The sequence below is a fragment of the Streptomyces sp. NPDC047108 genome, from assembly GCF_040643575.1.
Classification (GTDB): Bacteria; Actinomycetota; Actinomycetes; order Streptomycetales; family Streptomycetaceae; genus Streptomyces.
Genome location: NZ_JBEYUP010000003.1, coordinates 380,037 through 404,536 on the forward strand (window position 1 = coordinate 380,037; position 24,500 = coordinate 404,536).

The 24,500-nt window shown below is 71.5% G+C and carries 15 protein-coding genes; 6 read left to right on the forward strand and 9 right to left on the reverse strand.

The window, feature by feature from the left end; all coding sequences use genetic code 11:
• Positions 1-247: 247 nt before the first annotated feature.
• Both ABZ822_RS09910 and ABZ822_RS09915 read right to left on the reverse strand, forming a co-directional pair.
• Positions 248-1,663, reverse strand: a complete 1,416-nt coding sequence (locus ABZ822_RS09910) for an amidase (protein WP_360849712.1) — start codon at positions 1,661-1,663, stop codon at positions 248-250.
• Positions 1,664-1,903: 240 nt separating this feature from the next.
• On the reverse strand, positions 1,904-2,440 hold the full coding sequence (locus ABZ822_RS09915; RefSeq protein WP_360849715.1) for an HNH endonuclease: 537 nt from the start codon (positions 2,438-2,440) through the stop codon (positions 1,904-1,906).
• Between the two features lie 229 nt (positions 2,441-2,669).
• On the opposite strand from ABZ822_RS09915, the gene ABZ822_RS09920 reads away from it, so the two are divergent.
• Positions 2,670-3,746, forward strand: a complete 1,077-nt coding sequence (locus ABZ822_RS09920) for a mechanosensitive ion channel family protein (protein ID WP_360849718.1) — start codon at positions 2,670-2,672, stop codon at positions 3,744-3,746.
• A 110-nt stretch (positions 3,747-3,856) separates the two neighbouring features.
• Here the strand turns inward: ABZ822_RS09920 and pepN (ABZ822_RS09925) are convergent, their stop codons facing one another.
• Positions 3,857-6,436 carry an aminopeptidase N gene (gene pepN, locus ABZ822_RS09925; protein WP_360849721.1) on the reverse strand — a complete coding sequence of 860 codons (2,580 nt, stop codon included), beginning with the start codon at positions 6,434-6,436 and terminating at the stop codon, positions 3,857-3,859.
• Between the two features lie 110 nt (positions 6,437-6,546).
• On the opposite strand from pepN (ABZ822_RS09925), the gene ABZ822_RS09930 reads away from it, so the two are divergent.
• The gene (locus tag ABZ822_RS09930; RefSeq protein ID WP_360849724.1) at positions 6,547-7,050 is read left to right on the forward strand and encodes a DUF1203 domain-containing protein; all 504 of its coding nucleotides are present in this window, start codon (positions 6,547-6,549) and stop codon (positions 7,048-7,050) included.
• A gap of 53 nt (positions 7,051-7,103) precedes the next feature.
• Here ABZ822_RS09930 and ABZ822_RS09935 read toward each other — a convergent pair whose 3' ends face one another.
• Together ABZ822_RS09935 and ABZ822_RS09940 are read right to left on the reverse strand one after the other, a co-directional pair.
• Positions 7,104-8,132, reverse strand: coding sequence for an aspartate-semialdehyde dehydrogenase (locus ABZ822_RS09935; protein WP_360849727.1), 1,029 nt, complete (start codon positions 8,130-8,132; stop codon positions 7,104-7,106).
• Positions 8,133-8,540: 408 nt separating this feature from the next.
• Positions 8,541-11,861 (reverse strand): S8 family serine peptidase, encoded by a 3,321-nt coding sequence (locus ABZ822_RS09940; RefSeq protein ID WP_360849730.1) that lies wholly within the window; start codon positions 11,859-11,861, stop codon positions 8,541-8,543.
• A gap of 525 nt (positions 11,862-12,386) precedes the next feature.
• On the opposite strand from ABZ822_RS09940, the gene ABZ822_RS09945 reads away from it, so the two are divergent.
• A complete protein-coding gene (locus ABZ822_RS09945; protein ID WP_360849733.1) occupies positions 12,387-14,135 on the forward strand; it encodes a TIGR03767 family metallophosphoesterase in 1,749 nt (582 codons plus the stop codon).
• Positions 14,136-14,304: 169 nt separating this feature from the next.
• Positions 14,305-15,540, forward strand: a complete 1,236-nt coding sequence (locus tag ABZ822_RS09950) for a serine hydrolase domain-containing protein (protein WP_360849736.1) — start codon at positions 14,305-14,307, stop codon at positions 15,538-15,540.
• Positions 15,541-15,668: 128 nt separating this feature from the next.
• On the opposite strand, the gene ABZ822_RS09955 is transcribed toward ABZ822_RS09950, so the two are convergent.
• Together ABZ822_RS09955 and pepN (ABZ822_RS09960) are read right to left on the reverse strand one after the other, a co-directional pair.
• Positions 15,669-16,700 carry a hypothetical protein gene (locus tag ABZ822_RS09955; RefSeq protein WP_360849739.1) on the reverse strand — a complete coding sequence of 344 codons (1,032 nt, stop codon included), beginning with the start codon at positions 16,698-16,700 and terminating at the stop codon, positions 15,669-15,671.
• A gap of 852 nt (positions 16,701-17,552) precedes the next feature.
• Positions 17,553-20,186 (reverse strand): aminopeptidase N, encoded by a 2,634-nt coding sequence (pepN, locus tag ABZ822_RS09960; protein ID WP_360849742.1) that lies wholly within the window; start codon positions 20,184-20,186, stop codon positions 17,553-17,555.
• Positions 20,187-20,397: 211 nt separating this feature from the next.
• On the opposite strand from pepN (ABZ822_RS09960), the gene ABZ822_RS09965 reads away from it, so the two are divergent.
• The gene (locus tag ABZ822_RS09965) at positions 20,398-21,063 is read left to right on the forward strand and encodes a DsbA family protein (RefSeq protein ID WP_360849745.1); all 666 of its coding nucleotides are present in this window, start codon (positions 20,398-20,400) and stop codon (positions 21,061-21,063) included.
• 196 nt (positions 21,064-21,259) lie between these two features.
• Here the strand turns inward: ABZ822_RS09965 and ABZ822_RS09970 are convergent, their stop codons facing one another.
• Entirely contained in the window at positions 21,260-21,901 is a 642-nt protein-coding gene (locus ABZ822_RS09970) for a superoxide dismutase (protein WP_360849748.1), read from the reverse strand.
• Between the two features lie 277 nt (positions 21,902-22,178).
• A complete protein-coding gene (locus ABZ822_RS09975; protein WP_360849754.1) occupies positions 22,179-23,609 on the reverse strand; it encodes an amino acid permease in 1,431 nt (476 codons plus the stop codon).
• Positions 23,610-23,866: 257 nt separating this feature from the next.
• Between ABZ822_RS09975 and ABZ822_RS09980 the strand changes: the two genes are divergently transcribed.
• On the forward strand, positions 23,867-24,454 hold the full coding sequence (locus ABZ822_RS09980) for a biotin transporter BioY (RefSeq protein WP_360849757.1): 588 nt from the start codon (positions 23,867-23,869) through the stop codon (positions 24,452-24,454).
• The last annotated feature ends 46 nt before the right edge of the window (positions 24,455-24,500 follow it).

The window sequence follows — 24,500 nt, forward strand, 5'->3', positions numbered from 1 at the left end:
TCGATTGCAGGTCACCAGTGGCCTACCCAGCGATCGCGGGAGCAGACGTGATCCCCTCGGGAACGTGGGGCAGGTCACACCCGCTCCCCGTGAGTGATTTCACGGCCGCACCCCGCGCCGAGCGCAGAGCTTCCGGCTAGGAGTGAGTCTACGGCGGCGGATTTCCTGACGGCGCGGGAGTGCGGCTCTATGGGGGGTGTGCGGCGCGGGGTGGAGTGCGGCCCCAGGGGGCGTGCGCCGGTGCCCGTCACCACACCTGGGGCCTCCGGTCCGCCCACGGGGCCGCAGCCTCGAGCTGCGCGGCCAGGGCCAGCAGCGGGCCCTCGGCGCCGTGCGGCCCGCCCAGCATCATGCCGACGGGCAGGCCACGGGCGGTCCAGCCCAGGGGCAGTGAGACCGCGGGCAACCCGGCGATGTTCCAGGGCGCGGTGAACGGCGTGAACGCGATCTGCGCCTCGAAGTCCGCCACCGGGTCCTCGTCGTTCCGCAGCGACCCCACGGGCTGTGGGAGCCGCGCGAGCGTCGGGGTCAGCACGGCGTCGTACGGGGCGACGGCCGCGGCCAGGCGCCGTCCCACCTGCTGCATGGCGGCCAGCGCCCGGGCGAAGTCCATGCCGGACGCGGACCGGCCCAGCTCGCGCAGCCAGCGCGTGAGCGGCATCAGCTCCGCCTCGCGCTCCGGTGCCACCGGGGCCAGGGCCGACAGCACCGCCCACACCGGCGTGAAGGCGTCCCGGTCGTGCGGGCGCAGCGGCTGCTCGGCGTCGATCACCTCATGACCCAGCTCGGCGAGGAGCGAGGAGGTCTTCTCGTACGCGGCGAGTACCTCGGGCTCCACGGTGACGCCCGGCATGTCCGGCTCGGCCCAGCGGGCGATCCGCAACCGGCCCGGAGGACGGTCGCACCACGTCAGGAAGGACGGGTCGGGGGCCGCCACGGGGATCGGGTCGCCGGGCACGGGCCCGGCCATCACGTCGAGCAGGGCCGCGGCGTCACGGACCGTACGCGCCAGTGGACCGGCCGTGGCGAGGCCGCTCACGTCGCCCGAGGGGGCCGGGCTGATCCGGCCGCGGCTGGGCTTGAGGCCGACGATGCCGCAGCAGCTCGCCGGGATGCGGATGGAACCGCCGCCGTCGCTGCCGGGCGCGGCGGGCGCCAGCCCGGCGGCCACCGCGGCGGCCGCCCCGCCGCTCGAACCGCCCGCGCCGAGGGCCGGGTCGTACGGGGTGCGGGCCGGAGGCCCGACGCGGCTCTCGGTGTAGGCGGGGAGGCCGAACTCGGGGGTGTTGGTCTTGCCCAGCAGGACGGTGCCCGCGCGCTCCAGCAGCTCCACCAGGTGCGTGGCGGCCTCGGGCGGGGCGACGCGGTCGGCGTAGACGGCTGAGCCGAGGGTCCAGCGCACGCCGGGCACGGGGTCGAGGTCCTTCACCGGCAGCGGTACCCCGAGCAGCGGCGGCGTCCCGCCCCCGCCCGCGAGCCGCTGCTCCGCGCGCCGCGCGTCGTCCAGCGCCCGCTCCGGGGTGACGGTGAGATACGCCCCGATGTCGCCGTCGAGCCGCTCGATCCGCCGCAGGTAGTGCTCCGCGAGCTCGACGGGGGAGATGTCGCCGCGGCGGACGGCCGCGGCCTGTTCCAGCATGGTCAGTTCATGGGCCTCGGACACAGCCCCACCCTAGGCCGCGTCGCACGGCCGCAGGCCCTTTTCAGCAGGTCCGGCGCACGTCCCCGGGCACGGGGACGCAGGCGACGGGGCGGTCGCGCGCCTCACCGGCACGGCACGACCGCCTCCCCGCCCCGGCGCGACGAACAGCTCCCGCCGGCCCGGCGAACCGCCCCTCCCGGCACGACGAACCGCCCAGCGGCGCACCGCCGCCGGGCGGCCGGGTACGACGATGGCCCGGCCTCAGGCGGATATGCCGTCGATCCGGGCCATCGCGTCGTCCGCGCCGTACGGCTGCAGGTATGGCAGCCAGCGCGGATCCCTATGGCCGGTGCCGATGATGCGCCACGCGAGCCCCGACGGAGGGGCGGGCTGGTGCCTGAGGCGCCAGCCCAGCTCGGCGACGTGCCGATCGGCTTTGACATGGTTGCAACGGCGGCATGCGGCGACCACGTTCTCCCAGGCGTGCTGCCCGCCGCGGCTGCGCGGAATGACGTGATCGACGCTGGTTGCGACGCCACCGCAGTACGCGCACCGGCCGCCGTCACGGGCGAACAGGGCGCGGCGGGTGAGCGGGACGGGGCCCCGAAAGGGGACCCGCACGAAGCGCTTGAGACGGACGACGCTGGGTGCGGGGATGACACGGGTCGCGCTGTGCATCAGGGCGCCGGAGTCCTCGAGGCTGATCGCCTTGTCGTTGAGGACGAGAATGAGCGCGCGGCGGAGCGGTACGACGCCGAGCGGCTCGTACGACGCGTTGAGGACCAGGACGTGCGGCACGGGTGCCTCCTTGTACGCCGGCGGCGCGTGGCTCGCGCCGGGACGATCTGGTCTCAGTCTCTCCTCATGCCTGGTCGCGGCGCCACCACGTGCCGGTAACGCATCAGGAGTGTTTTCGACCACATCTTGTTTTCCCCCTGGTCGGAAAGCTCACTCTCTCGAACAGAGCGACGGATGACATGGGATGCCCCGTTAGTGTGGTTGGTCGTCCCACAGGAAGGTCCTTTCCGTGTCCTGGTTTCTCGCCGACGGCACCTCCTCGCCCGACTCGCCCGCCCTCCGGGAGGCTCACGAGAACGCAACCGAGGCCGCCGGATACGTGGAACAGCACTGGGCCGACTGGCTCGAAGCCGGATTGCGCATCCTGCTGATCATCGTCATCGCGATGGTGCTGCGCTCGGTCGTCCGCAGGGCGATCACCCGGCTCATCGCCCGGATGAACCGCACCGCCCAGGCCGTCGACGGCACCGCGCTCGGCGGGCTGCTGGTCAACACCGAGCGGCGCCGCCAGCGCTCCGAGGCCATCGGTTCGGTGCTGCGCAGTGTCGCCTCGTTCCTGATCATGGGCACGGCGGCGCTGACGATCCTTTCCGTGCTGAAGATCAACTTGGCGCCGCTGCTGGCCAGCGCGGGTGTCGCGGGCGTAGCACTCGGTTTCGGCGCCCGCAACCTGGTCACCGACTTCCTCTCCGGTGTCTTCATGATCATCGAGGACCAGTACGGCGTCGGCGACACCATCGACGCCGGGGTGGCCTCCGGCGAGGTGATCGAGGTCGGTCTGCGCGTGACGAAGCTGCGCGGCGACGAGGGCGAGATCTGGTACGTCCGCAACGGCGAGGTGAAGCGGATCGGCAACAAGAGCCAGGGCTGGGCGACCGCCGCCGTCGACGTGCAGATCCGCTACGACGAGGACCTGGACAAGGCCCGCGGCACCATCCAGCGGGCGGGCGAGCAGCTCTCCAAGGAAGAGCCGTGGAACGAGCGGCTGTGGGGCCCGGTCGAGGTCCTCGGCCTGGACGCGGTGACGCTGGACTCGATGGTGATCAGCACGAGCGCCAAGACCATGCCCGGCAAGGCACTCGGTGTGGAGCGGGAGCTGCGCTGGCGGATCAAGCAGGCCTTCGACGAGGCGGGCATCCGTATCGTCGGCGGGCTGCCGCAGGACGCGGCGCTGGAGACGGCTCCCGATCCGGCCGCGGGTGTCGCGGCCCCGTCCGCGCTGGCCAACCCGTCCTCTCCGCAGTCGGCGAACGCCTCGCCGATCCCGGCGCAGCCGTCCGGCGGCTCGGCGAACCTCACCAAGTAGCGCCTGCCGACGCCCCGTACACGACGCGGCCGGCACCCGTACGACGAAGCGGCCCCGGCCCGGCACTCAAGGCCGGGGCGGGGCCGCTTCGCTGATGCGTCAGCCCGCCGCTACGGCTGGTCGGCGGCAGCCGCGTCCGCGGCCTGCGCCTTCAGCGCCCGCTCGACGCCGGCGCGCGACTCCGTGACCAGCCGCCGCAGTGCCGCGTTGGGCTCCGCCGACGCCAGCCAGGAATCCGTCGCGTCCAGCGTCTCCTGCGAGACCTGGAGCACCGGGTAGAGCCCGATGGCGATCTGCTGCGCCATCTCGTGGCTGCGCGACTCCCAGGCGCCCTTCAGCGAGGCGAAGTACCGGGCGGTGTACGAGGCCAGCAGCTCCCGCTGGTCGGTCTGGACGAAGCCGCCGATGACGGCCTCCTGCACCGCGTTCGGCAGCGTGTCCGACTCGACGACCGATGCCCACGCCTCGGCCTTCGCCTCGGCGGTCGGCCGCGCCGCCCGCGCCGTCGCCGCGTGCCGCTCGCCCGCCGAGGTCCGGTCGCGCTCCAGCTCGGCCGCGATCGCCTTCTCGTCGGCCCGGCCCGTCGCCGCCAGCCGCTCCAGCAGGGCCCAGCGCAGCTCGGTGTCCACGGTCAGGCCCTCGACCGTCTCGGTCCCCTCGAGCAGCCCGCTCAGCAGGTCGAGCTGCGCGTCGGTACGGGCCGTGGCCGCGAACGCCCGGGCCCAGGCGAGCTGGTGGTCGCCGCCCGGCTCGGCCGCCCGGAGCTGCTCCAGCGCCGCGTCGCCCCAGCGGGCCAGGCCCTGGGGACGCCAGCCCGGGTCGGCGTACAGGTCCAGGGCCAGCTTGAGCTGGCGCTGGAGCGACTGCACGACGCCGATGTCGGACTCCTTGGCGATCCCGGAGAGGACCAGGTCCAGGTAGTCGCGGGTGGCCAGTTCGCCGTCGCGCGTCATGTCCCAGGCCGAGGCCCAGCACAGGGCACGCGGCAGCGACTCGGTGAAGTCGCCGAGGTGCTGGGTGACGGTCGCCAGGGACTCGGCGTCCAGGCGCACCTTCGCGTACGACAGGTCGTCGTCGTTGAGGAGGAAGACGGCGGCCCGGCGCTTGCCCGTGAGCTGCGGCACCTCGGTCAGCTCGCCGTCCACGTCCAGCTCGATCCGCTCGGTGCGGACCAGCTTGCCGTGGCCGTCGAGGTCGTACGCGCCGATGGCGATCCGGTGCGGACGCAGCGTGGGCTCGCCCTTGGCACCCGCCGGGAGCGCGGGGGCCTCCTGGCGTACGGCGAAGGAGGTGACGACTCCGGAGCCGTCCACCGAGATCTCGGGCCGCAGGATGTTGATGCCCGCGGTCTCCAGCCACTGCTTCGACCAGGTCTTCAGATCGCGGCCGCTGGTCTCCTCCAGCGCGCCGAGGAGGTCCGACAGACGGGTGTTCCCGAAGGCGTGCCGCTTGAAGTACGCCTGCACGCCGCTGAAGAACTCGTCCATGCCCACGTAGGCGACGAGCTGCTTGAGCACCGACGCACCCTTGGCGTAGGTGATCCCGTCGAAGTTGACCAGGACGTCGTCCAGATCGCGGATCTCCGCCATGATCGGGTGCGTGGAGGGGAGCTGGTCCTGCCGGTAGGCCCACGTCTTCATGGAGTTGGCGAAGGTGGTCCAGGAGTGCGGCCACCGGCTGCCGGGCGCGTGCGCCATGCAGGCGATCGAGGTGTAGGTGGCGAACGACTCGTTCAGCCACAGGTCGTTCCACCACTCCATCGTCACCAGGTCGCCGAACCACATGTGGGCCAGCTCGTGGAGGATGGTCTCGCCGCGCGTCTCGTACGCCGCGTCCGTCACCTTGGAGCGGAAGACGTACTGGTCGCGGATCGTCACCGCGCCCGCGTTCTCCATCGCGCCCGCGTTGAACTCCGGGACGAAGAGCTGGTCGTACTTGGCGAACGGGTAGGCGTAGTCGAACTTCTCCTCGAACCAGTCGAAGCCCTGTCGCGTGACCTCGAAGATGGCGTCGGAGTCGAGGTGCCCGGCGAGCGAGGGACGGCAGTAGATGCCGAGCGGCACCGTGCGGCTGTCCTTCTCCCAGCTGCTGTGCACGCTGTGGTACGGGCCCACGATCAGCGCCGTGATGTACGTCGAGATCCTCGGCGTCGGCTCGAACCGCCAGATGTTCTCCACCGGTTCGGGCGTCGGCGAGTTGGAGATCACCGTCCAGCCCTCGGGCGCCTTCACCGTGAACTGGAAGGTCGCCTTGAGGTCCGGCTGCTCGAAGGAGGCGAAGACCCGGCGCGCGTCCGGCACCTCGAACTGGGTGTAGAGATACGCCTGCTGGTCGACCGGGTCGACGAACCGGTGCAGCCCCTCACCGGTGTTGGTGTACGCGCAGTCGGCGACGACCTTCAGCTCGTTGGGTCCCGCCTCCAGCGACGGCAGCGCGATCCGGCTGTCCTTGAAGACCTCGGCCGGGTCCAGCGCGGTGCCGTTGAGCACGACCTCGTGCACGGCCGGCGCCACGAGATCGATGAACGTCTGTGCACCTGCCTCGGCGGAGTCGAACTGCACCGTGGTCACCGAACGGTACGTGCCGCCCTCCTGGGCGCCGGAGAGATCGAGCTCGATCGCGTAGGAATCGACGGTGAGCAGGCGCGCCCGCTCCTGCGCCTCGTCGCGGGTCAGATTCGTGCCAGGCACGCGGTCACTCCTTGTTTTCGGACTTTCCGCCATCCTTCCACCAACCCCGCGGGGAACGCGACGTCGTATTGCCGCCGGAATTCGATCACTGCGTCGGCCAGGCTGACGCCATGACCACGTACGAAGCCCGGCCCATCGAGCCCGAGGTGGTGCGCCGGCTGCGCAGGCGCGACGACGCCGGCCACGCCGCTGAACCCTTCACGGACGGCGTGGGCGGAGCGCCGCTGCGCTGCTGTCTGCGCCCGAGCGAGCCCGGGGAGCGGATCGCCCTCGTCTCGTACGCCCCGCTGCGCCGGTGGGCGGCGCGGACGGGCGCCCACCCGGGCGCGTACGACGAGCAGGGCCCGGTTTTCGTGCACGCGGGGGACTGCGCGGGCGCGGTGCCCTCCGGGAGCTATCCGTTCGCGCACCCGGGCGCCCTGCGCACGGTGCGGATGTATGACGCGGAGGGCCGCATCGTGGGTGGGCGGCTGCTGGAGGTCCCGGACGCGGCCGTCGCGACGGATGCCTACGACCGGGCCTTCTCCGAGGCGTTCGCGGACCCGGGCGTGGTGCTGGCGCATGTCCGCGCGCTGGGGTACGGCTGCTTCCAGTTCGAGGTGCGCAGACCGTGACAAGGCCGTGGCCGCACCCCTGACGGTGCGGCCACGGCTATGTGTCCGGTGCCTCAGCCCTTGAGCTCGGCGGCCACCAGCTCCGCGATCTGCACCGTGTTCAGCGCGGCGCCCTTGCGGAGGTTGTCGTTCGAGACGAACAGGGCGAGGCCGTTCTCGGCCGTCTCGTCGGCGCGGATGCGGCCCACGTACGAGGCGTCCTTGCCCGCCGCCTGCAGCGGGGTCGGGATCTCGGACAGCTCGACCCCGGGGGCGCCGCCCAGCAGCTCGTAGGCGCGCTCGACGCTCAGCGGCCGCTCGAAGCGCGCGTTGACCTGCAGCGAGTGGCCGGAGAAGACCGGGACGCGGACGCAGGTGCCGGAGACCTTCAGCTCCGGGATGCCGAGGATCTTGCGGGACTCGTGGCGGAGCTTCTGCTCCTCGTCGGTCTCGAAGAGGCCGTCGTCGACGATCTTGCCGGCCAGCGGCAGGACGTTGAACGCGATGGGGCGCTTGTAGACACCGGGCTCGGGGAAGTCCACGGCACCGCCGTCGTGCGTGAGCTTGTCCGCCTCCGCGACGACCTTCGACGCCTGGTCGTGCAGCTCGCTGACGCCGGCCAGACCGGAGCCGGAGACGGCCTGGTAGGTGGCGACGACCAGGGCGGTCAGGCCGGCCTCGGCGTGGAGGGGGCGCAGCACCGGCATCGCGGCCATCGTGGTGCAGTTCGGGTTGGCGATGATGCCCTTGGGCCGGTTGCGGGCGGCGTCCGGGTTGACCTCGGAGACGACCAGCGGGACCTCGGGGTCGCGCCGCCAGGCGGAGGAGTTGTCGATCACGACGGCGCCCTGCGAGGCGACCTTGGGCGCCAGCTCCTTGGAAGTGGCCCCGCCCGCCGAGAAGAGCACGATGTCCAGGCCGGTGTAGTCGGCCGTGGACGCGTCCTCGACCGTGATGTCCCGGCCCTGCCACTCCAGCGTGGACCCGGCCGAGCGGGCGGAGGCGAACAGCCGCAGTTCGTCCACCGGGAAGTTCCGCTCCACGAGGATCGCGCGCATGACCGCCCCGACCTGCCCGGTGGCTCCGACGATTCCGACCCTCATGCGATTCCCTCTCGGTACGGGCGTGCCCTGCCGGCACGGCATATGCCTTTCATCATGAGCCGAGGCCAGGCCGTTCTGTCCACTCGATTGTCCTGATTGTCCGGAGTCCGGGACGGGGGGACGGGTGCTGGGAGCGGGCGTGCGGCCGGGCACGCGACCTTGGGGCGGATACCCAGGCCGGGGGCCCGTACGCCCGTGACCTGCGTCTCGTCGGCGGCTCCCCTGACGGGTGCGAGGGGCCGGGGCGCGTACGCCGGCGGGGCGGGTGCCCGTACGCCCACGGTGTCCGGGCCCCTGTACGCCGGCGGGGCGCGTGCCCGTACGCCGGCGGGGCGGGTGCCCGTTCCCGGACACCCGCCCCGCCTCTGTCATGGCCCGCTCACGGGCCGCCGCAGCTCCTGCCGGAGGTTACGGCGTGACCTTCTCGATCCGGACGCTGCCGACGCCCGCGGCGGTGCCGCGGCCGTTGACGAGCTGGACCTCGCCGAAGAACTGCCGTCCCTCGGGCGCCGCGCTGCCCACCACGACCTCGGCGGCGACCTGAGCCGACGCGCCGTTGGCCAGCTTCACGGCCTTCGACTCGTCGACCTTGACCTGGCCGAGCGAGGGCGCGAAGTACACGTCCCGGTAGTCGTACTCGGTGCTGCCGCCGGGGACCGCGTAGCCGATGACCTCGAAGGTGTAGGTGCCGGCGGCCGGTCCCGTGAGGCTGACCGCCTCCTCCGAGTCGCCGTCCGCGGACGAGCCGACCAGCGCGCCGTCGCGGTAGACGTTCAGGTCCAGGTCGGCGGCGTTGTCGGAGACGCTGCCGATGGCCACGTCGAGACGCTCGACGCCCTCGCCGACCGTCAGCTCGGTGGTCTGGGTCTCACCCTCCTTGATGGAGGGGCGGGCGGACTTGGACGAGCCGAGCGAGCCGCCCTTCAGCTTGCCGTCGATGGCGGCGAAGCCGTTGGTGACCTTCCACTCGACCGGGGCCGGCGTGCCGACCTGGGCCTCGGGGAGGGTCTTCACCTCGGGGTCGAAGGACGTGCCGAGCGCCGTGACGTCCAGCTTGTACGGGTTGTCCAGCAGAGGCGACGTGCGGCGCGCCTCGACCTCGATCTCCCAGACACCCGGCTGCGGGTTCGCGTAGCTGCGCAGGTCGGGGCGGCAGGTGTTGGCCGGGTTCTCGTAGTTGTTGTAGCAGTTCGGCGTGGAGGTCGGGTCGACCGGAACGCCGTAGGGGTGGATGGCGATGAAGCGGGTCTGGCTGCCCTTCTTCAGTCCGCCGATGGCGACCTCGAGGCTCTTCGCGCCCTCGGGCACCGTCACGAAGTACGACGTGGAGCTGTTGCGCTGCACGGTGCCGGAGACCGGGACGGTGTACCCCGGCTCGGCGAGCGCCTTGGCCACGACCACGGTGGTCATGATCTGCCGGTCCACGCCCTCGGTGCGCTCGTCGTCCACGGTGAGGATCGCGCTGTGCAGTCCGGCGGTGGCGGCCTTGGCCTCGACCCGGACGGTCACCGGCTTGTTCAGCGGCAGGTCGACCTCGTCGTAGCTCGCGAGGCGGAAGGTGCCGTCGTTGTTGGCCAGGCCGATCTTGTGGCGCACCGCGCGGTCCGGGCCGGAGGTCCGGGTGACGGTGATGCTGTACGTCTTCTTCTGATTCGCCTTGAGGCCGCCCTCGCGGTCGTAGAGGCCGGTGCCGAAGCCGGGCTCCTTGAGCGCGAAGTCGATGGCGGTGTCGACCGGGGCCTTGACCGTGTAGTCATGGGCCGAGGCGTTGTTCCGGATGGACTTCCAGGCGCCGACGACGTCGATCAGGCCGGAGCCCTCCGCGTACGCCTGAACTCCCTTGACGTGCTTGGCCGTGCTGGTCAGCGCCGTGCGCAGCTTCGCCGGCGGCAGCTCGATGTCGTCTCGCTTCGCGGCGGACAGCAGCAGCGCCGAGGCGCCGGCGGCCTGCGGGGAGGCCATCGAGGTGCCCTGCAGCATGCCGTAGCCGGCCGGGAGGGCGTAGCCCGCCTCGGCGACCGGGGCGCCCGGCAGCCACGTCTGGATGGTGTTGATGGAGGCGCCGGGGGCGGAGATGACCGGCGTGAAGCCGCCGTCCTCGCGCGGGCCGCGCGAGGAGAAGGGCATCATGCTGTAGCTCTTCTCCACCTTCGAGCCGTAGTTGGCGGCCCAGGTCTCCTTGGAGACGGTGGCGCCGACGGAGATCACCTTGTCGGCCAGGCCAGGGTCGCCGATGGTGTTGGCGCCGGGACCGCTGTTGCCGGCGGAGATGACGAGCTGGACGCCGTACTCGTCGATGAGACGCGTGTAGAGCTCGGCGCGCGCGTTGTTGCCGTCGTTGAGCGCGGGCAGGCCGCCGATCGACATGTTGACGATGTCGACGCCGCGCTTGGTGACGAGGTCGATCATGCCCTCGGTGAGCGCGACGTTGGTGCAGCCGCCGGTCCAGGTGCAGGCGCGGGAGGAGACGAGCTTGGCGCCGGGCGCCGCACCGTTCATCTTGCCGCCGAAGAGGCTGTTGGCCGCGGTGATGCCGGCGACGTGCGTGCCGTGCTCGGACTCGATGATGCCGATGTTGACGAAGTCGGCCTTCTTGCCGACCCAGTCACCGCCGTACGGGTCGGTCGGGACGTCCTTGCGGATCTCCACGACGAACGGCACGCGCTCGGCGACATCCGTCGACGGGTCGTCCTTGCCGAAGTACGCGACCTGGTGGCCGTCCTTGTACGGCTTCATGACGTCGTCGTCGGTGAAGTCGCCGTTGTCGTCGAGGTCGACGCGGACGGTTCCCGCGGCCGGGTCGTAGAGCACGCCCCACAGGTCGGTGGTGTCGCCGTCGCGGTTGAGGTCGCCCTTCGCGTCCCCGCCGGTGCTGGCCGACTCGCGGAAGACGCTGACCTGGTACGAGCCCGCGGGAGCGGTCCACGTACGGCCGTTGAAAGTGAAGCTGGGACCGCTGACCGGGTTGGTCATCCGGCGCCAGGTGGCGTCGGCGTCCACGATCGGGTCGGTGGCCGTCACCCAGTCGACGATCTTGCGCTCGCCGGTGGTGGTCTTCTGCAGCGCGGGATGACCGAGGTCCACGCCGGAGTCCAGGATGCCGATGGTCACGCCCCGGCCATCCGCCTTCGGGTTCTGCTTCACGAAGTCGACGGCGCCGGTCTCGAAGGCCGGCTGGTACGGGTTCTTGGCCGGGGTGTCCTTGCCCGGCGCCGGGTAGGTGCCCTCCGCCTTCACCGCCGCGCCCTTGGCCCGGTCGGCCTGAGGCGTCGGGTCGTCCAGCGCGATCTCGTGGCGGAGATCGATGCCGTGGACGCTGGAGAGCTTCTTCGCCTTGGCGATCGCCGCGTCGGCCTTGCCGGTGGGCACGGTGGCCCGCACATAGCCCAGCTTGTCGTCGGTCCTGCCGACCGATCCGCCCTTGACCGCGTCGAGCTGGCCGGCGACCTGTTCGGTCGCGCCCGGAGCCGTGGCGATCATCAGCGTGACGTTCTTGTCGCCGTCGGCCTTGGCCTCGGCGAGGAGATCGGCATCGGCCGAACCGAGCTTGTCGTCCGCCGACTTGACCGGGGCGGGTGCCGGGGCGGCCGGGGCAGGGTCGCTGTCCGCGGCCAGTGCGGTGATCGGGGCGGTCGCGGCCAGTGCGGCCACCAGTCCCGCGGCGATCGCGATCCGCACCGTGCGTCTCGGCCCGGGTTCGGGCGAGTCGGGTATCGAAGGTGAAGGCATGGTCATCCCTGCTTCTCAAATGGAAAAGGGGGTCCGGATTTCGGAACCGGATGACCGAACTTTTATGTAAGGGACGGGTGTTTGGGGAGAGTTGCCCGAGACGCAATGAGTCCGTGGCACATTTCCGCCAGCCGCCACCGGCCCCAAACTGCCGCCAATCAGGGCAAGTCAACCCGCTCGCGGTCACCCGTGGTCGTCATCCGTACCGGTGCCGTGGCCGACCGGACGCTCCCCGGTCCCGTTCGGTCGGGCCGCGACGTGCCCCGCTGGGGCCTGCCGCGTGGCGCCTCGGGGCCTCCCGCGCGCACCGCGTGGAGCAAGCGCGTACCCCGCCAAATGAACACGCGGTGAGCGCCGGGCCTCCGGCACGCGAGGAGCGGATGGCCGTGCGCCTCGAACGTGATCCATGTGCGGTGATCGGCGTCGCTCGTTCCTGCGTCGTTCAAGCTCAGGCCACCCCGGGTGCCAACCATCCCAGAGGCGGGAGAACCCCGCCCGTGCCCACCGCACTCGGGGAGAAAGCGCATGTCCCGGACCACGTCCGTCGCCTCCGCCCTCGACCGCCGTTCCCTGCTCGCCGCCGCGGGCGCGGTCGGCGTCTCAGCGGGGCTCGGCCTCGCGTTCGGACCGGGAGGCGGTGAGGCCGAGGCGTCCCCGCCCCCGCGAGCGGGCGGTGCGGGACGGCGCGCCGTACGGGCCGCACCCGGTGCCCCCGGCGAACCGTCCGCCGCGCCCTCGACGGCCGGCACCACACTCCGTACGGTCTCCGCGCCGCGCGGGTCGGGCAGTTACCGGGGGCTGACCGGCGGCCCCGCCTGGGCCCGTGTCACCCGCACCGAGCCGGCCGCCGCGAAGTCCGGACGTGAGGACCGCCGTACGGCCCTGGCCTCCTTCGTGCAGTTCACCGATCTGCATGTGGTCGACGTCCAGCACCCGCTGCGCTACGAGTACATGCGCTCCCAGACCGCCAGCGCCTGGCGGCCGCAGGAAGCCCTGTCCGTCGCCGGTGCCGTCTCGCTCGTCGAGCGGGTCAACCCCCTGCGCGGCGGCCCGGTCACCGGCGCCCCGCTCTCCTTCGTCATGACCACCGGCGACAACACCGACAACAATTCCCGCACCGAGCTGGACTGGTTCCTCTCCACGATGAGCGGCGGCCGGATCGTCCCCAACTCCGGTGACCCGAAGGTCTACGAGGGCGTGCAGGACAGCGGACTGAAGCTGTACTGGCAGCCGGACTCCGCCGTGCGCGACAGCGACAAGCAGCTCGGCTTCCCGCGGATCGTGGGCTTCCTCGACGCCGCGATCCGCGAGGTCAACAGCCCCGGTCTGCGCATGCCCTGGTACTCCACCGTCGGCAACCACGACGGCCTGCCCGGCGGTTGCTACGCGCCCGGCCGCGGCTTCTTCGCCGACTTCGCGGTCGGCGGCCGCAAACTGGAGACGCTGCCCGAGGCCGAGGGCGCCGCCCTGTGGAAGGCCGTGCAGAAGGGCCTCGACCCGAAGGGGAAGAACTTCGAGGAGCTGCTGAAGAAGTACGCGCGCAAGATGCGCAGCGTGACGCCCGATCCGGGGCGCGCCCCCTTCACCCCGCGCGAGTACCTCGAGGCCCACCTCGACCCGCGGTACAAGGGCGCGGGTCCCGTCGGCCACGGCTACACGGCCGCCGCCCTCGACACCGGCCGGCTGTACTACTCCTTCCGCATCTCCGACGACGTCATCGGCATCAGCCTGGACACCACCGATCCCGGCGGCCACTACGAGGGCTCACTCGGCACGGCCCAACTCCGCTGGCTGGAACGGACGTTGAAAGAGCACCGGGACGACTACGCCCTGATTTTCAGCCATCACACCAGCGCGTCGATGCGCAATCTGCGCCCGGACCCGGCACGGCCCGGTGAGAAGCGGCACGGCGGCGACGAGGTGGTCTCCGTCCTGGAGCGCCACCGCAACGCGGTGGCGTGGATCAACGGCCACAGCCACAAGAACCGGATCACCCCGCACGGCACCTTCTGGGAGATCTCGACCGCCTCGCACATCGACTTCCCCCAGCTCGCCCGGATCGTCGAGCTCGTGGACAACGGGGACGGGACGCTGTCGCTGTTCACCACGCTCATCGAGTCGGCCGCCCCGTACCGTACGGACGTCACCGACCTCTCCCAGACCGGGCTGGCCGCGCTGTACCGCGAGCTGTCCTTCAACGCGCCCGGCACACGCTCCACGCTGGCCGGCGACCCGGACGACCGGAACACCGAACTGCTGCTCAAGAAGCCCTGACCCCCGAACCGACGAGGCCGTCACGACGACCGACCGTGGCCGGATATCGATCACCGCACGGACGTCGAGCAACGTCGGCCGCCCTGGCGGAGTCCTTCCTCGCGTACGGACACAGCAGTTCACGAGGGGACGGTTCATGCCGGTACGACGTGTTCGACGCAATTCCGTGGTGGGAGCAGTGCTGGTGGCCGCGGTGGTGGGCACCGCGTGGGCGGCGCCCGTCATGGCCTCCACGGCCGCAGACGCCGGCCGCAAGCAGTCCGGCGGCGGCCACGACGCCGCTCAGGCAGCCATGGACGCCAATGTGCAGGCAGGGGTTCCGGGAGTGCTGGGCCGGGCGCAGGACGCCCGGGGCAGCTGGTCGGGATCCTCCGGGGTCGCCGACCTGAAGACCGACAGGCCCCGGCGGGCCGAGGACCGGTTCCGCATCGGCTCCATCACCAAGACGTTCATCGCCACCGTGGTGCTCCAGCTGGAGAAGGAGAAGAAGCTCGGCCTGGACGACACGGTCGACTCCTGGCTGCCCGGCGTCGTCGAGGGCCACGGCCACGACGGCCGTGCCGTCACCGTGCGGCAGCTGCTCAACCACACGAGCGGGATCTACAACTACACCGAGGACCCGGCGTTCCAGAAGAAGTACCTCACCGAGGGATTCCTGGAGCACCGGTACGACACCCTGACTCCGAAGCAGCTCGTGGGCGTCGCCATGCGCCACAAGCCGCTCTTCGAGCCGGGGACCGACTGGACCTACTCCAACACCAACTACGTGCTCGCCGGGATGATCGTGGAGAAGGCTTCGGGCCGCTCCTACGCCTCGGAGATCGAGCGCCGCATCATCCGGCCGCTCGGTCTGCGCGCCACCACTGTGCCCGGCACGAAGGCGGCCATGCCGGGCCCGCACGGCAGGGCCTACGGGAAGCTCGACACCGCACCGGATGCCAAGATCCACGACGTGACCGAGCTCAATCCTTCCTGGGGCGGGGCCGCCGGCGAGATGATCTCCTCGGCCGGTGATCTCAATCGCTTCCACCGCGCCCTGCTGGGCGGCAAGCTGCTGCCGGAAGGGCAGTTGAAGAAGATGCTCACGACGGTGCCGACGGGCGGCGAGGAGCCCTTCGCCCGCTACGGGCTGGGGATCAGCCCGTCGAAACTGTCCTGCGGCAAGGAGGTGTGGGGCCACACCGGGGGCATCCACGGTTCCATCTCCGTGGCGGGGGTGACGCGGGACGGGCGGCACTCCGCCGCCTTCAACCTCAACGGGGACTGGGTCGGAGACGTCCTGCTGCCCATGGAGGGCGAATTCTGCGGCACGTTGCCGGAGAAGCCGGAGAAGGGCGCGGCGAAGACCCTCCGGAAGCCCTGGCAGCCGGTGACGGCCGGCGTCCGGGCGTCCGACGCCCGGTAGGGGCCACCGGCAGAGGACCAGGCTCCGGCGGTCTGCCCGCGACGCTCACCGGCGGCGGTCTCCGCGCGACGCTCACCGGCGGCGTTCTCGTTCCGGGAGCTCAGGGTCGGAGTGCTTGCCGGCGGGCCTCACCGGGGGAGCACGATCACGTACTCCGCGGGCTCCCGGTCCCCTGCCGCCATCAGCGCCGTGCGGACGACGGCGGCCTGCTGGTCCATCGCCTCCCTCAGCTTCCTGGGGGTGGTGTGCACCACGGTGATGCCCAGCCGCTCCAGGCGCTCACGTTTGCGCGCACCCTCCGACCAGGCGGTGTTCTCGTCCCGGCGGGGGGTGCGTGCGTCGATCTCCAGGGCCACCGAGCAGTCCGGCCAGTAGGCGTCCACGCCGCCGAGGTGCGGGCCGCCGGGCAGGCGCAGCTCGACGTTCCACAACGGCTCGGGCAGCCCGGCCGAGCGGACCATCTCGTAGAGCCGGCCCTCGGCCAGAGCCCGGCCCTCCGCGAGGAGCGTGTCGACGGCGTCCACGACGTGGGGGCGGGAGAGCAGCCGGGCACGGCTCAACTCACCGACGATCGCGCCGGGTTCGCAGTGACCGCCCCGTACGGCCTCGGTCAGCAGGCGGCGTACGGCGGTGGCGTCGGCGAGCTGCGCCACGGCGTCGGCCAGGGCCCGCGGTACGGGAACGACGGGCAGACCGGTGATCTCCTGCGGCTCGGGGAGTTCGCCGGAGCGCAGGATGTGCGCCATCCCCGAGGACCGTACGCGGCGGGTCCGCGGCACCAGCACGTCGATGCGCTCCAGCGCGCGCAGCGGGGGAGTGGAGGAGAAGCCGTGCAGCGTGAGCGCGGCGAGACCACTGATCATCGCCGTGTCGCGGGAGCCCTCGGGGGATGGAGGCGCTCCCGGTCGCAGACCGGCCGCGGGAGGGCGGTCGGCGTACAGCAGGGCGGCGCGCAGCCGCTCCTCGCTGGTGGGCGGTCCGGGGTGCAGCAGGTAGACGCCGGGCAGCAGGCGCTGCCAGCAGCCTCCGGGACGGGTGCGCTCGGCGGCGTCGGCCGACGTGATGCCGTGCTCGCGGAGTTGGTGGAGGGTCAGGACCCGGCGCTGGGCGTCCGAGAGGTGACGCAGGGGGCGGGGGGAGAGAGGGATGTTGGAGTTCATGCCCCGCAATTTCCCGTCGATCCGCCGCTCGCTAACCGCTGTTACACGGTCGTCGACAAACCCGGACAGTACCGCCCTAAAGTACGAGCGTTCGATGGCCGAGAGCGGTTCCGCCGAACGGGGGTTCCGAGCGGCAGGTCGCGGCTCCGTCCCTGGCGGGAGGGGTTGTGCGCCGGGGTGGCGGGTGCGCCGGGCGCCTTCGGGCGGGCCTGTGCCCCTGATCATCGGCGTGCGCCCGGCGCGCGGGTGTTCGCACCGAGCACCCTCGCGCGCGCCCCAACGCCGGCACGACTCCGCTCAACGCCGCGTGTGGGGTGGGGAGTTGGGGTGCTCGTGGATGAGCGTTTCTCGCGTCGGGGCGCGTGTGCGCGTGGTCCGGGCGGCGCATGACGCGAATGTCCCGGCGTCGCGCAGCCCCGGAGGAGACCGGCGCCGGTCGTTGCGCATGAGGTCGACCGCGGTGTCGAGGTGGCCGCGAGAGGTGTGTTCGGCCTCGCAGATCGGGATGCCGGGTCGTTGAACTCCCGGCGCGAGCGCAGGAGTTGAATCGGACCGTTCCCAACTCCAAGCGTAGGTACGGGAGTAGGCCGGGCCCCCTTAGGGTGCATCCGCGGCCGAAGGCCTGCGCTCGTCCGCGCAAGGACCGTACGTGTCCGCTCTGTTCGCGTGGCGCCCGCCCGTACGCGCGTGGCGCCCGCCCGTACGCGCGTGGCGCCCGCCCGTACGCGTACCGCACGTGCTCGCACCGCGCCCGCCCGCATGCCCGCCGCGTGCGTACGCGCAGGTTCCGGTATAGCGGCTACCGGTTCCGTCCGCGCGACGGCCTGTCCGGCCGCCGCGCGGACCGCCGTCTCACGCCCCGGCCGCGCCGGCCTTCGCGTCGCACTCCTGACCGCGCAGCGCCCGCGCCAGATCGTCGTGTGCCTCGAGCACCAGGCGCCGGAGGGCAGCCGGTGCGTCCCGGTGCTCGTCCAGCCACGCCTGGGACATCTCCAGCGTCCGCCGGTCGTCCTGCAGCATGGGGTAGAGCCCGCGGACGATCGCCATGGCGATCTCGATCGACCGCTCCCGCCAGATCTGCTCGATCACGGCGAAGTACCGCGGCGCGTACGGCGCGAGCAGATCCCTCTGGTCGGCCTGCGCGAACCCCGAGATCGTCGCCTCCACCAGGGCGTTGGACAGCCCGTCGGACTCCACCACCTCCGACCACGCCCGTGCCTTCACCTCGGCGGACGGCCGGGCGGCCAGGCAGCGCACCTGGTGCCGCCGGCCCGACGCGGTGTCGTCACGCGCCAGTTCGGCGTCGATCGCGGACGCGTCCGCGGCGCCCTGGGCGGCCAGCGGCTCCAGGAAGGTCCAGCGCAGTTCCTGGTCCACGTCCAGGCCGTCGATCCTGGCGGTGCCCGCCAGCAGGCCGGTCAGCAACTGCCGGTCCGCGTCCGAGGACGCGACGTGCGCGAAGAAACGCGCCCACGCGAGCTGGTGCCCGCTCCCCGGGGCGGCCAGGCGCAGTTCGCGCAGCGCTCCCTCGGCGAGCGCCCGGCCGCCCTCCTCGCGCCACTCGGGCGCCGCGTAGTGCGTCAGCGCCGACTCGGCCCAGGCGTGCAGCATCTGCAGCACGCCGATGTCGCTCTCCTGGCCCGCGAAGCGCAGCACCAGGTCCACGAAGTCGCGGCTCGGCATGAGCCCGTCCCGGGTGAGATTCCACAGCGCGGACCAGCACAGGGCGCGGGCCAGCGGATCGCCCAGGTCGCCCAGGTGCGCCCGCAGCGTGGCGAGCGATTCCTCGTCGAAGCGGATCTTGCAGTACGTGAGGTCCTCGTCGTTGACCAGGATCAGGTCCGGCCGCTCCGCCCCGGCCAGTTCGGCCACGGCCGTACGGGCCCCGGTGACGTCCGCCTCCGCCTGTGCGTACCGGACGAGCGCGCCCCCGTCGGACGCGTCCCGCCGGTAGAGCCCGACCGCGACGCGGTGCGGCCGGAGCGTGGGGTGCGACTCGGGGGCCTCCTGGAGGACGGCCAGCTCGGTGATGCGGCCCTCGGCGTCGTAGGTCGCCTGCGGCGTCAGTGCGTTGACGCCCGCGGTCTGCAGCCAGGCCCGGGACCACCCGGCCATGTCGCGCCCCGAGGTCTCCGCCAGCACCTCCAGCAGATGCTCGAGGCGGGTGTTGCCGTACGCGTGACGCCGGAAGTAGCGGCGCGCGCCCTCCAGGAACGCGTCCCGTCCGGCGTAGGCCACGAGCTGCTTGAGGACCGAGGCGCCCTTGGCGTACGTGATCCCGTCGAAGTTGAGCTTGGCGTCCTCCAGGTCACCGATGTCGGCCGTGACCGGGTGGGTGGAGGGGAGCTGGTCGGCGCGGTAGGCCCAGCTCTTGCGGCGGTTGGCGAAGGTGATCCAGCCGTCGGTGAAGCGGGTGGCCTCGACCAGTGAGAAGGCGCCCATGAAGTCCGCGAAGGACTCCTTCAGCCACAGGTCGTCCCACCACTCCATGGTGACGAGGTCGCCGAACCACATGTGCGCCATCTCGTGCAGGATGACGTTGGCCCGGTGCTCGTAGGAGGTCTGCGTGACCTTGCCGCGGAAGACGAACTCCTCCCGGAAGGTCACACAGCCCGGGTTCTCCATCGCGCCGAGGTTGTATTCCGGCACGAACGCCTGGTCGTACTTCCCGAACGGGTACGGGTAGTCGAAGTGCTCGTGGAAGAAGTCCAGGCCCTGCTTGGTGACGGTGAAGATGTCGTCCGCGTCGAAGTGCTTGGCCAGCGAGCGCCGGCAGAGCGCACCGAGCGGGATCTCCAGGGCCGAGCCGTCGGGCAGCTCGCGCCGGTAGTGGTCGTGCTCCCGGTGGTACGGACCCGCGACGACGGCCGTGATGTACGTCGAGATGGGCCGGGTCGTCAGGAAGCGCCGGGTCGTGGCGGAGTCCCCTGCCGGTTCCGGATCGCCGTCCTCCGCACCGTTGCTCAGAACCGTCCAGTCGGCGGGGGCGGTGACGGAGAAGGTGAAGGGGGCCTTGAGGTCGGGCTGCTCGAAGTTCGCGAAGACGCGCCGGGCGTCCGCCGGCTCGTACTGCGTGTAGAGGTAGACCTCGCCGTCCTCCGGGTCCTCGAACCGGTGCAACCCCTCGCCCGTCCTGCTGTACGCGCACCGGGCGTCGACGGTGAGGACGTTCTCCGCGCGGAGACCGTCGAGCGCGATCCGCGCTCCGTCGAAGACCGTGGCCGGGTCCAGCTCCTGTCCGTTGAGGACCACGGAGGTCACGGACGGGGCGATCAGATCGGCGAAGCTCGCCGCGCCGGGCTCGGCACAGCGGAAGCGGATCGTGGTCACCGACCGGAAGGTGCGCCGCCGCTCATCGCCGCCGGGGCCGGTGGCGGGGGATGCGCCGACGGCCGAGCGCACGTCCAGTGCCACCTCGTACCCGTCCACGGACAGCAGCCGGGCCCGCTCGCGGGCCTCGTCACGGGTCAGGTTCTCACCGGGCACGGCGGCTCCTCTGCCAGTCTCACATTCCGAACGCCCGCCATCGTGTCACGCGGCGCTGACGACGTGTACGAGGCATCGGCGGGAGCCGTGAGCGGGAGCCGCGGGCGGAACGGCGGGCGGGAGTGTCGGGCGGGAATGTCAGTGGCACCCGGCATGGTTGTTGCCGACGACCTGTGCGACCCCGTTCGGGTAGTGATCACGAGGAGCATTTGTGACCGATTCCGGCAAAAACCTCCCCTCGACTGCGTCAGGGGCAACTCCGGTCGACTTCTGGTTCGATCCTCTGTGTCCGTGGGCGTGGCTGACGTCGCGCTGGATGCTCGAGGTCGAGAAGGTGCGACCGGTCGAGGTGCGCTGGCATGTGATGAGCCTGGCGGTCCTCAACGAGAACAAGACCGAGGAGCTGCCCGAGGCGTACCGCGAGATGATGGCCACCCACGCGTGGGGCCCGGTCCGCGTCGCCATCGCCGCCGAGCAGAAGTTCGGCAACGATGTGCTGGGCCCCCTCTACACCGCGCTCGGCACGCGTTTCCACAACCGGGGCGAGGGCCCCACCCCCGAGGCCGTCGCCGGAGCCCTGAAGGACGCGGGCCTCCCGGCCGAGCTGGCCGACTTCGCGACCTCGACGGAGTACGACACCGAGCTGCGCGCCTCCCACCGCGAGGGCATCGAGCTGGTCGGTGAGGACGTGGGCACGCCGGTCATCGCGCTCCCCGGCGCCGACGGCGAGCGGATCGCGTTCTTCGGGCCCGTGGTGACCCCGGCGCCGAAGGGCGAGGCGGCGGCGAAGCTCTGGGACGGCACCCTGATGGTCGCCTCCACGCCCGGCTTCTTCGAGATCAAGCGGACCAGGACGCTCGGCCCGGTCTTCGACTGAGCGGCCACCGCTCGTCACCGGGCCGCCGGGACAGGAGTGCCCCGGGGCAGGCCCGATGCGGAAGAGCCCCCGCGCGTCACGTCCGCGCGGGGGCTCTCCCTCTTTTCTCCGCCCGCAAGGTGAAAGGTGAGAAGACGATCACGCTCGCAGGAGGTCTCCGCGGGCCCGGTGCCAGGGTTCCGGGCCCGACCCGGACCTACGGCACGAGCAGCAGGCCGGTCGCCCGCTCCTTGGCCGCGGCGTAACGGGCCGCCACGTCCTGCCAGTTGACGACCTTCCACATGGCCTCGATGAAGTCCACCTTCTGGTTGCGGTACTGCAGGTAGAAGGCGTGCTCCCAGGCGTCGAAGACGAGGATCGGGATGCTGCCCTGGCCGACGTTCCCCTGGTGGTCGTAGACCTGCTCCACGATGAGGCGGCCGCTCAGCGGCTCGAAGGCGAGCACACCCCAGCCCGAGCCCTGCGTGGTGGCGGACGCCTTGGAGAGCTGGGCCTTGAAGCGGTCGAAGGAGCCGAAGCTCTCGGTGATGGCCTCGGCGAGCTCACCCACGCCGTCCTTGTCCAGAGGCTCGCCGCCGCCGTCGCCGCTCATGTTCTGCCAGTAGATGCTGTGCAGGATGTGGCCCGACAGATGGAACGCCAGGTTCTTCTCGAGCCCGTTGACGGACCCCCACTGGTCCTTGCTGCGCGCCTCCTCGAGCTGCTCCAGCGTGTCGTTGGCGCCCTTGACGTACGCGGCGTGGTGCTTGTCGTGATGCAGCTCGATGATCTCGCCGCTGATGACCGGGGCCAGCGCCGAGTAGTCGTACGGCAGCTCAGGAAGTGTGTAGGTGGCCATGCCCAACGCCCTTCGAACGCTAATTGCAATGCTCTTGCAACTGCACATTACCAACAGCAAGAGAGTTCGCGGCGGAGGGTCGTCGATGGGGGTGTGACGACGCGTCCGAGGCGGACCGACCGCCGAAGGGCAGGGCTGCGTCCGGCGGTTGCTCGTCGCCCGTTCGACCGATGCCGGGGGAATCTGCCGGAGCAGCGCGAAGGGGTGCTCGGTACCGAGCACCCCTTCGTCGTACAGAACCGCGAGCAACTCCGCCACTGGAAGGCGGAGGAACGAGTCAGCGTTCGGCCACCGCCGACGTACGCCGGCGCCCCCGCACATAGCCCACGATCGCCAGCACCACCGCCAGGCCGGTGGTGAAGTAGAGCTGCGTCCGGGTGTCGTCCTCGCGCAGCATCAGCAGCAGTACGGCCACCACGCCCGCCAGCGCCAGCCACGTCAGGTACGGGTACGCCCACATCCGGACCGTCAGCTTCTCGGGGGACTCGCGCTCCAGGCGGCGGCGCATACGGAGTTGTGCGACCGCGATGAAGCCCCAGACCACCAGGACCGCCGCGCCGACCATGTTGAGCAGCCACTTGAAGACCGTCTCCGGCCACCAGTAGCTCAGCAGCACCGCGAAGAAGCCGAAGGCCGAGGAGGCGAGGACCGCGCGGCGCGGGACGCCGCCGCTGACCTTGCCGAGGGCGCGGGGGCCCTCGCCGCGGGACACGAGGGAGTACGCCATGCGCGAGGCGCCGTAGATATTGGCGTTCATCGCGGAGAGCAGGGCGACGAGGACGACCACGTTCATGATCTGCCCGGCGGCGGGGATGTCCAGGAAGTCCAGGACCGCGACGTACGGGCCCTCTTCCACCACGGACTTGTCGTCCCAAGGGATCAGCGTGACGATCACGAGCATCGAGCCGACGTAGAAGAGTGCGATCCGCCACATCGCCGTGCGGACCGCCTTGGCGACGCCCTCGCGCGGGTGCTCGGACTCGGCGGCGGCGATGGTGACCGTCTCCAGGCCGCCGTAGGCGAAGACCGAGGCGAGGAGGCCGACGACGAGACCGTTCACGCCGTTGGGCAGGAAGCCGCCGTCACCGGTGAGGTTGGAGGTGCCGGGCGCCTCGGTGCCGGGGAGGATGCCGAGGATGGCCAGTGTGCCGAGGACGAGGAAGGCGGCGATCGCCGCGATCTTCAGCGCGGCGAACCAGAACTCGAACTCGCCGAAGTTGCTCACCGCGGCCAGGTTCGTACCGCAGAACAGGGCCATGAAGAGGGCGACCCACATCCATGACTCGGTGCCGGGCAGCCAGCTCGTCATGATCTGGGCGGCGCCGATCGCTTCGGCGGCGATGCCGACGCACAGCAGGACCCAGAACATCCAGCCGGCGGTGAAGCCCGCCCAGGGCCCGATGGACCGCTCGGCGTGCACGGAGAAGGAACCGGAGGCCGGGTTGGCCGCCGACATCTCGCCGAGCATCCGCATCACGAGCAGCACCAGCAGCCCGGACGCGGCGTAGGCGAGCACAATGGCGGGGCCGGCGGCGGCTATGCCGGCGCCCGACCCGATGAAGAGGCCCGCGCCGATGACTCCGCCGAGGGCGATCATGGACAGGTGGCGCTGCTTGAGGCCGTGCGAGAGCGGGGTGCCGCTCTGTGAGGACTCATCGGTCGTGCCCTGTGGGGGTGTGGGCCCGGCGGACGTGGGGGTCCGTTCCATTGGCGTGCCGTCCATTGGTTGAGGCGACAGAGAACCGCAACAGTCTGGTGGCGTGTACCGCTCAGTGACAAAAGGATCTCCGATAATGACCGCTATCCGGACACCTTCGTGACCATCCGCGGCGGCTCGACCCCGGTGCGCCAGGCCCGCTCAACCCCCCTGGGAACGGCGGAATTTGGTGGGATCCCACAGCCTCGCTTCGTCCGCGCGCTCCGGTGCCGCCATTCCTGTCCCTTCTCACCTGCGGAGCCCACGAGATGAGCACTGCCGCCGCCACCAGCCGCCCCGGTACGGTCCTCGCCGACCTGTTGCCGGCCACCACAGCCGCCCGCGCCCGCGTCCGTGACGCGGCGCTGGTCGTCGGCGGTGCCGCGCTCACCGGTCTCGCGGCCCAGATCTCCGTTCCCGTGCCCGGCTCCCCGGTGCCCGTCACGGGGCAGACGTTCGCCGCGCTGCTGGTGGGCGCCTCGCTCGGAGCGGGCCGCGGCTTCCTCTCCCTCGCGCTCTACACGCTCGCGGGAATGGCCGGAATGCCGTGGTTCGCGGGCGGCGCGGGGTCGGCGTCCTTCGGGTACGTCCTCGGGATGCTGCTGGCCGCCACCGTCGTGGGCGCGCTCGCGCGGCGCGGGGGCGACCGCGGCGTCCTGCGTACCGCCGGGACGATGGTGCTCGGCTCGGCGATCATCTACGCGGTCGGCGTGCCGTATCTGGCTCTCGCCGCGCACCTGTCGGCGAGCGAGGCGGTCGCCGCGGGCCTCGTCCCCTTCCTCATCGGTGACGCCGTCAAGGCGGCGCTCGCGATGGGCGCGCTGCCCGCAGTCTGGAAGCTCGCGGGACGCGACTGACCGTACGGCGACCTCGCACAGCAACGGGCCGGGGCCCGTACCCGAC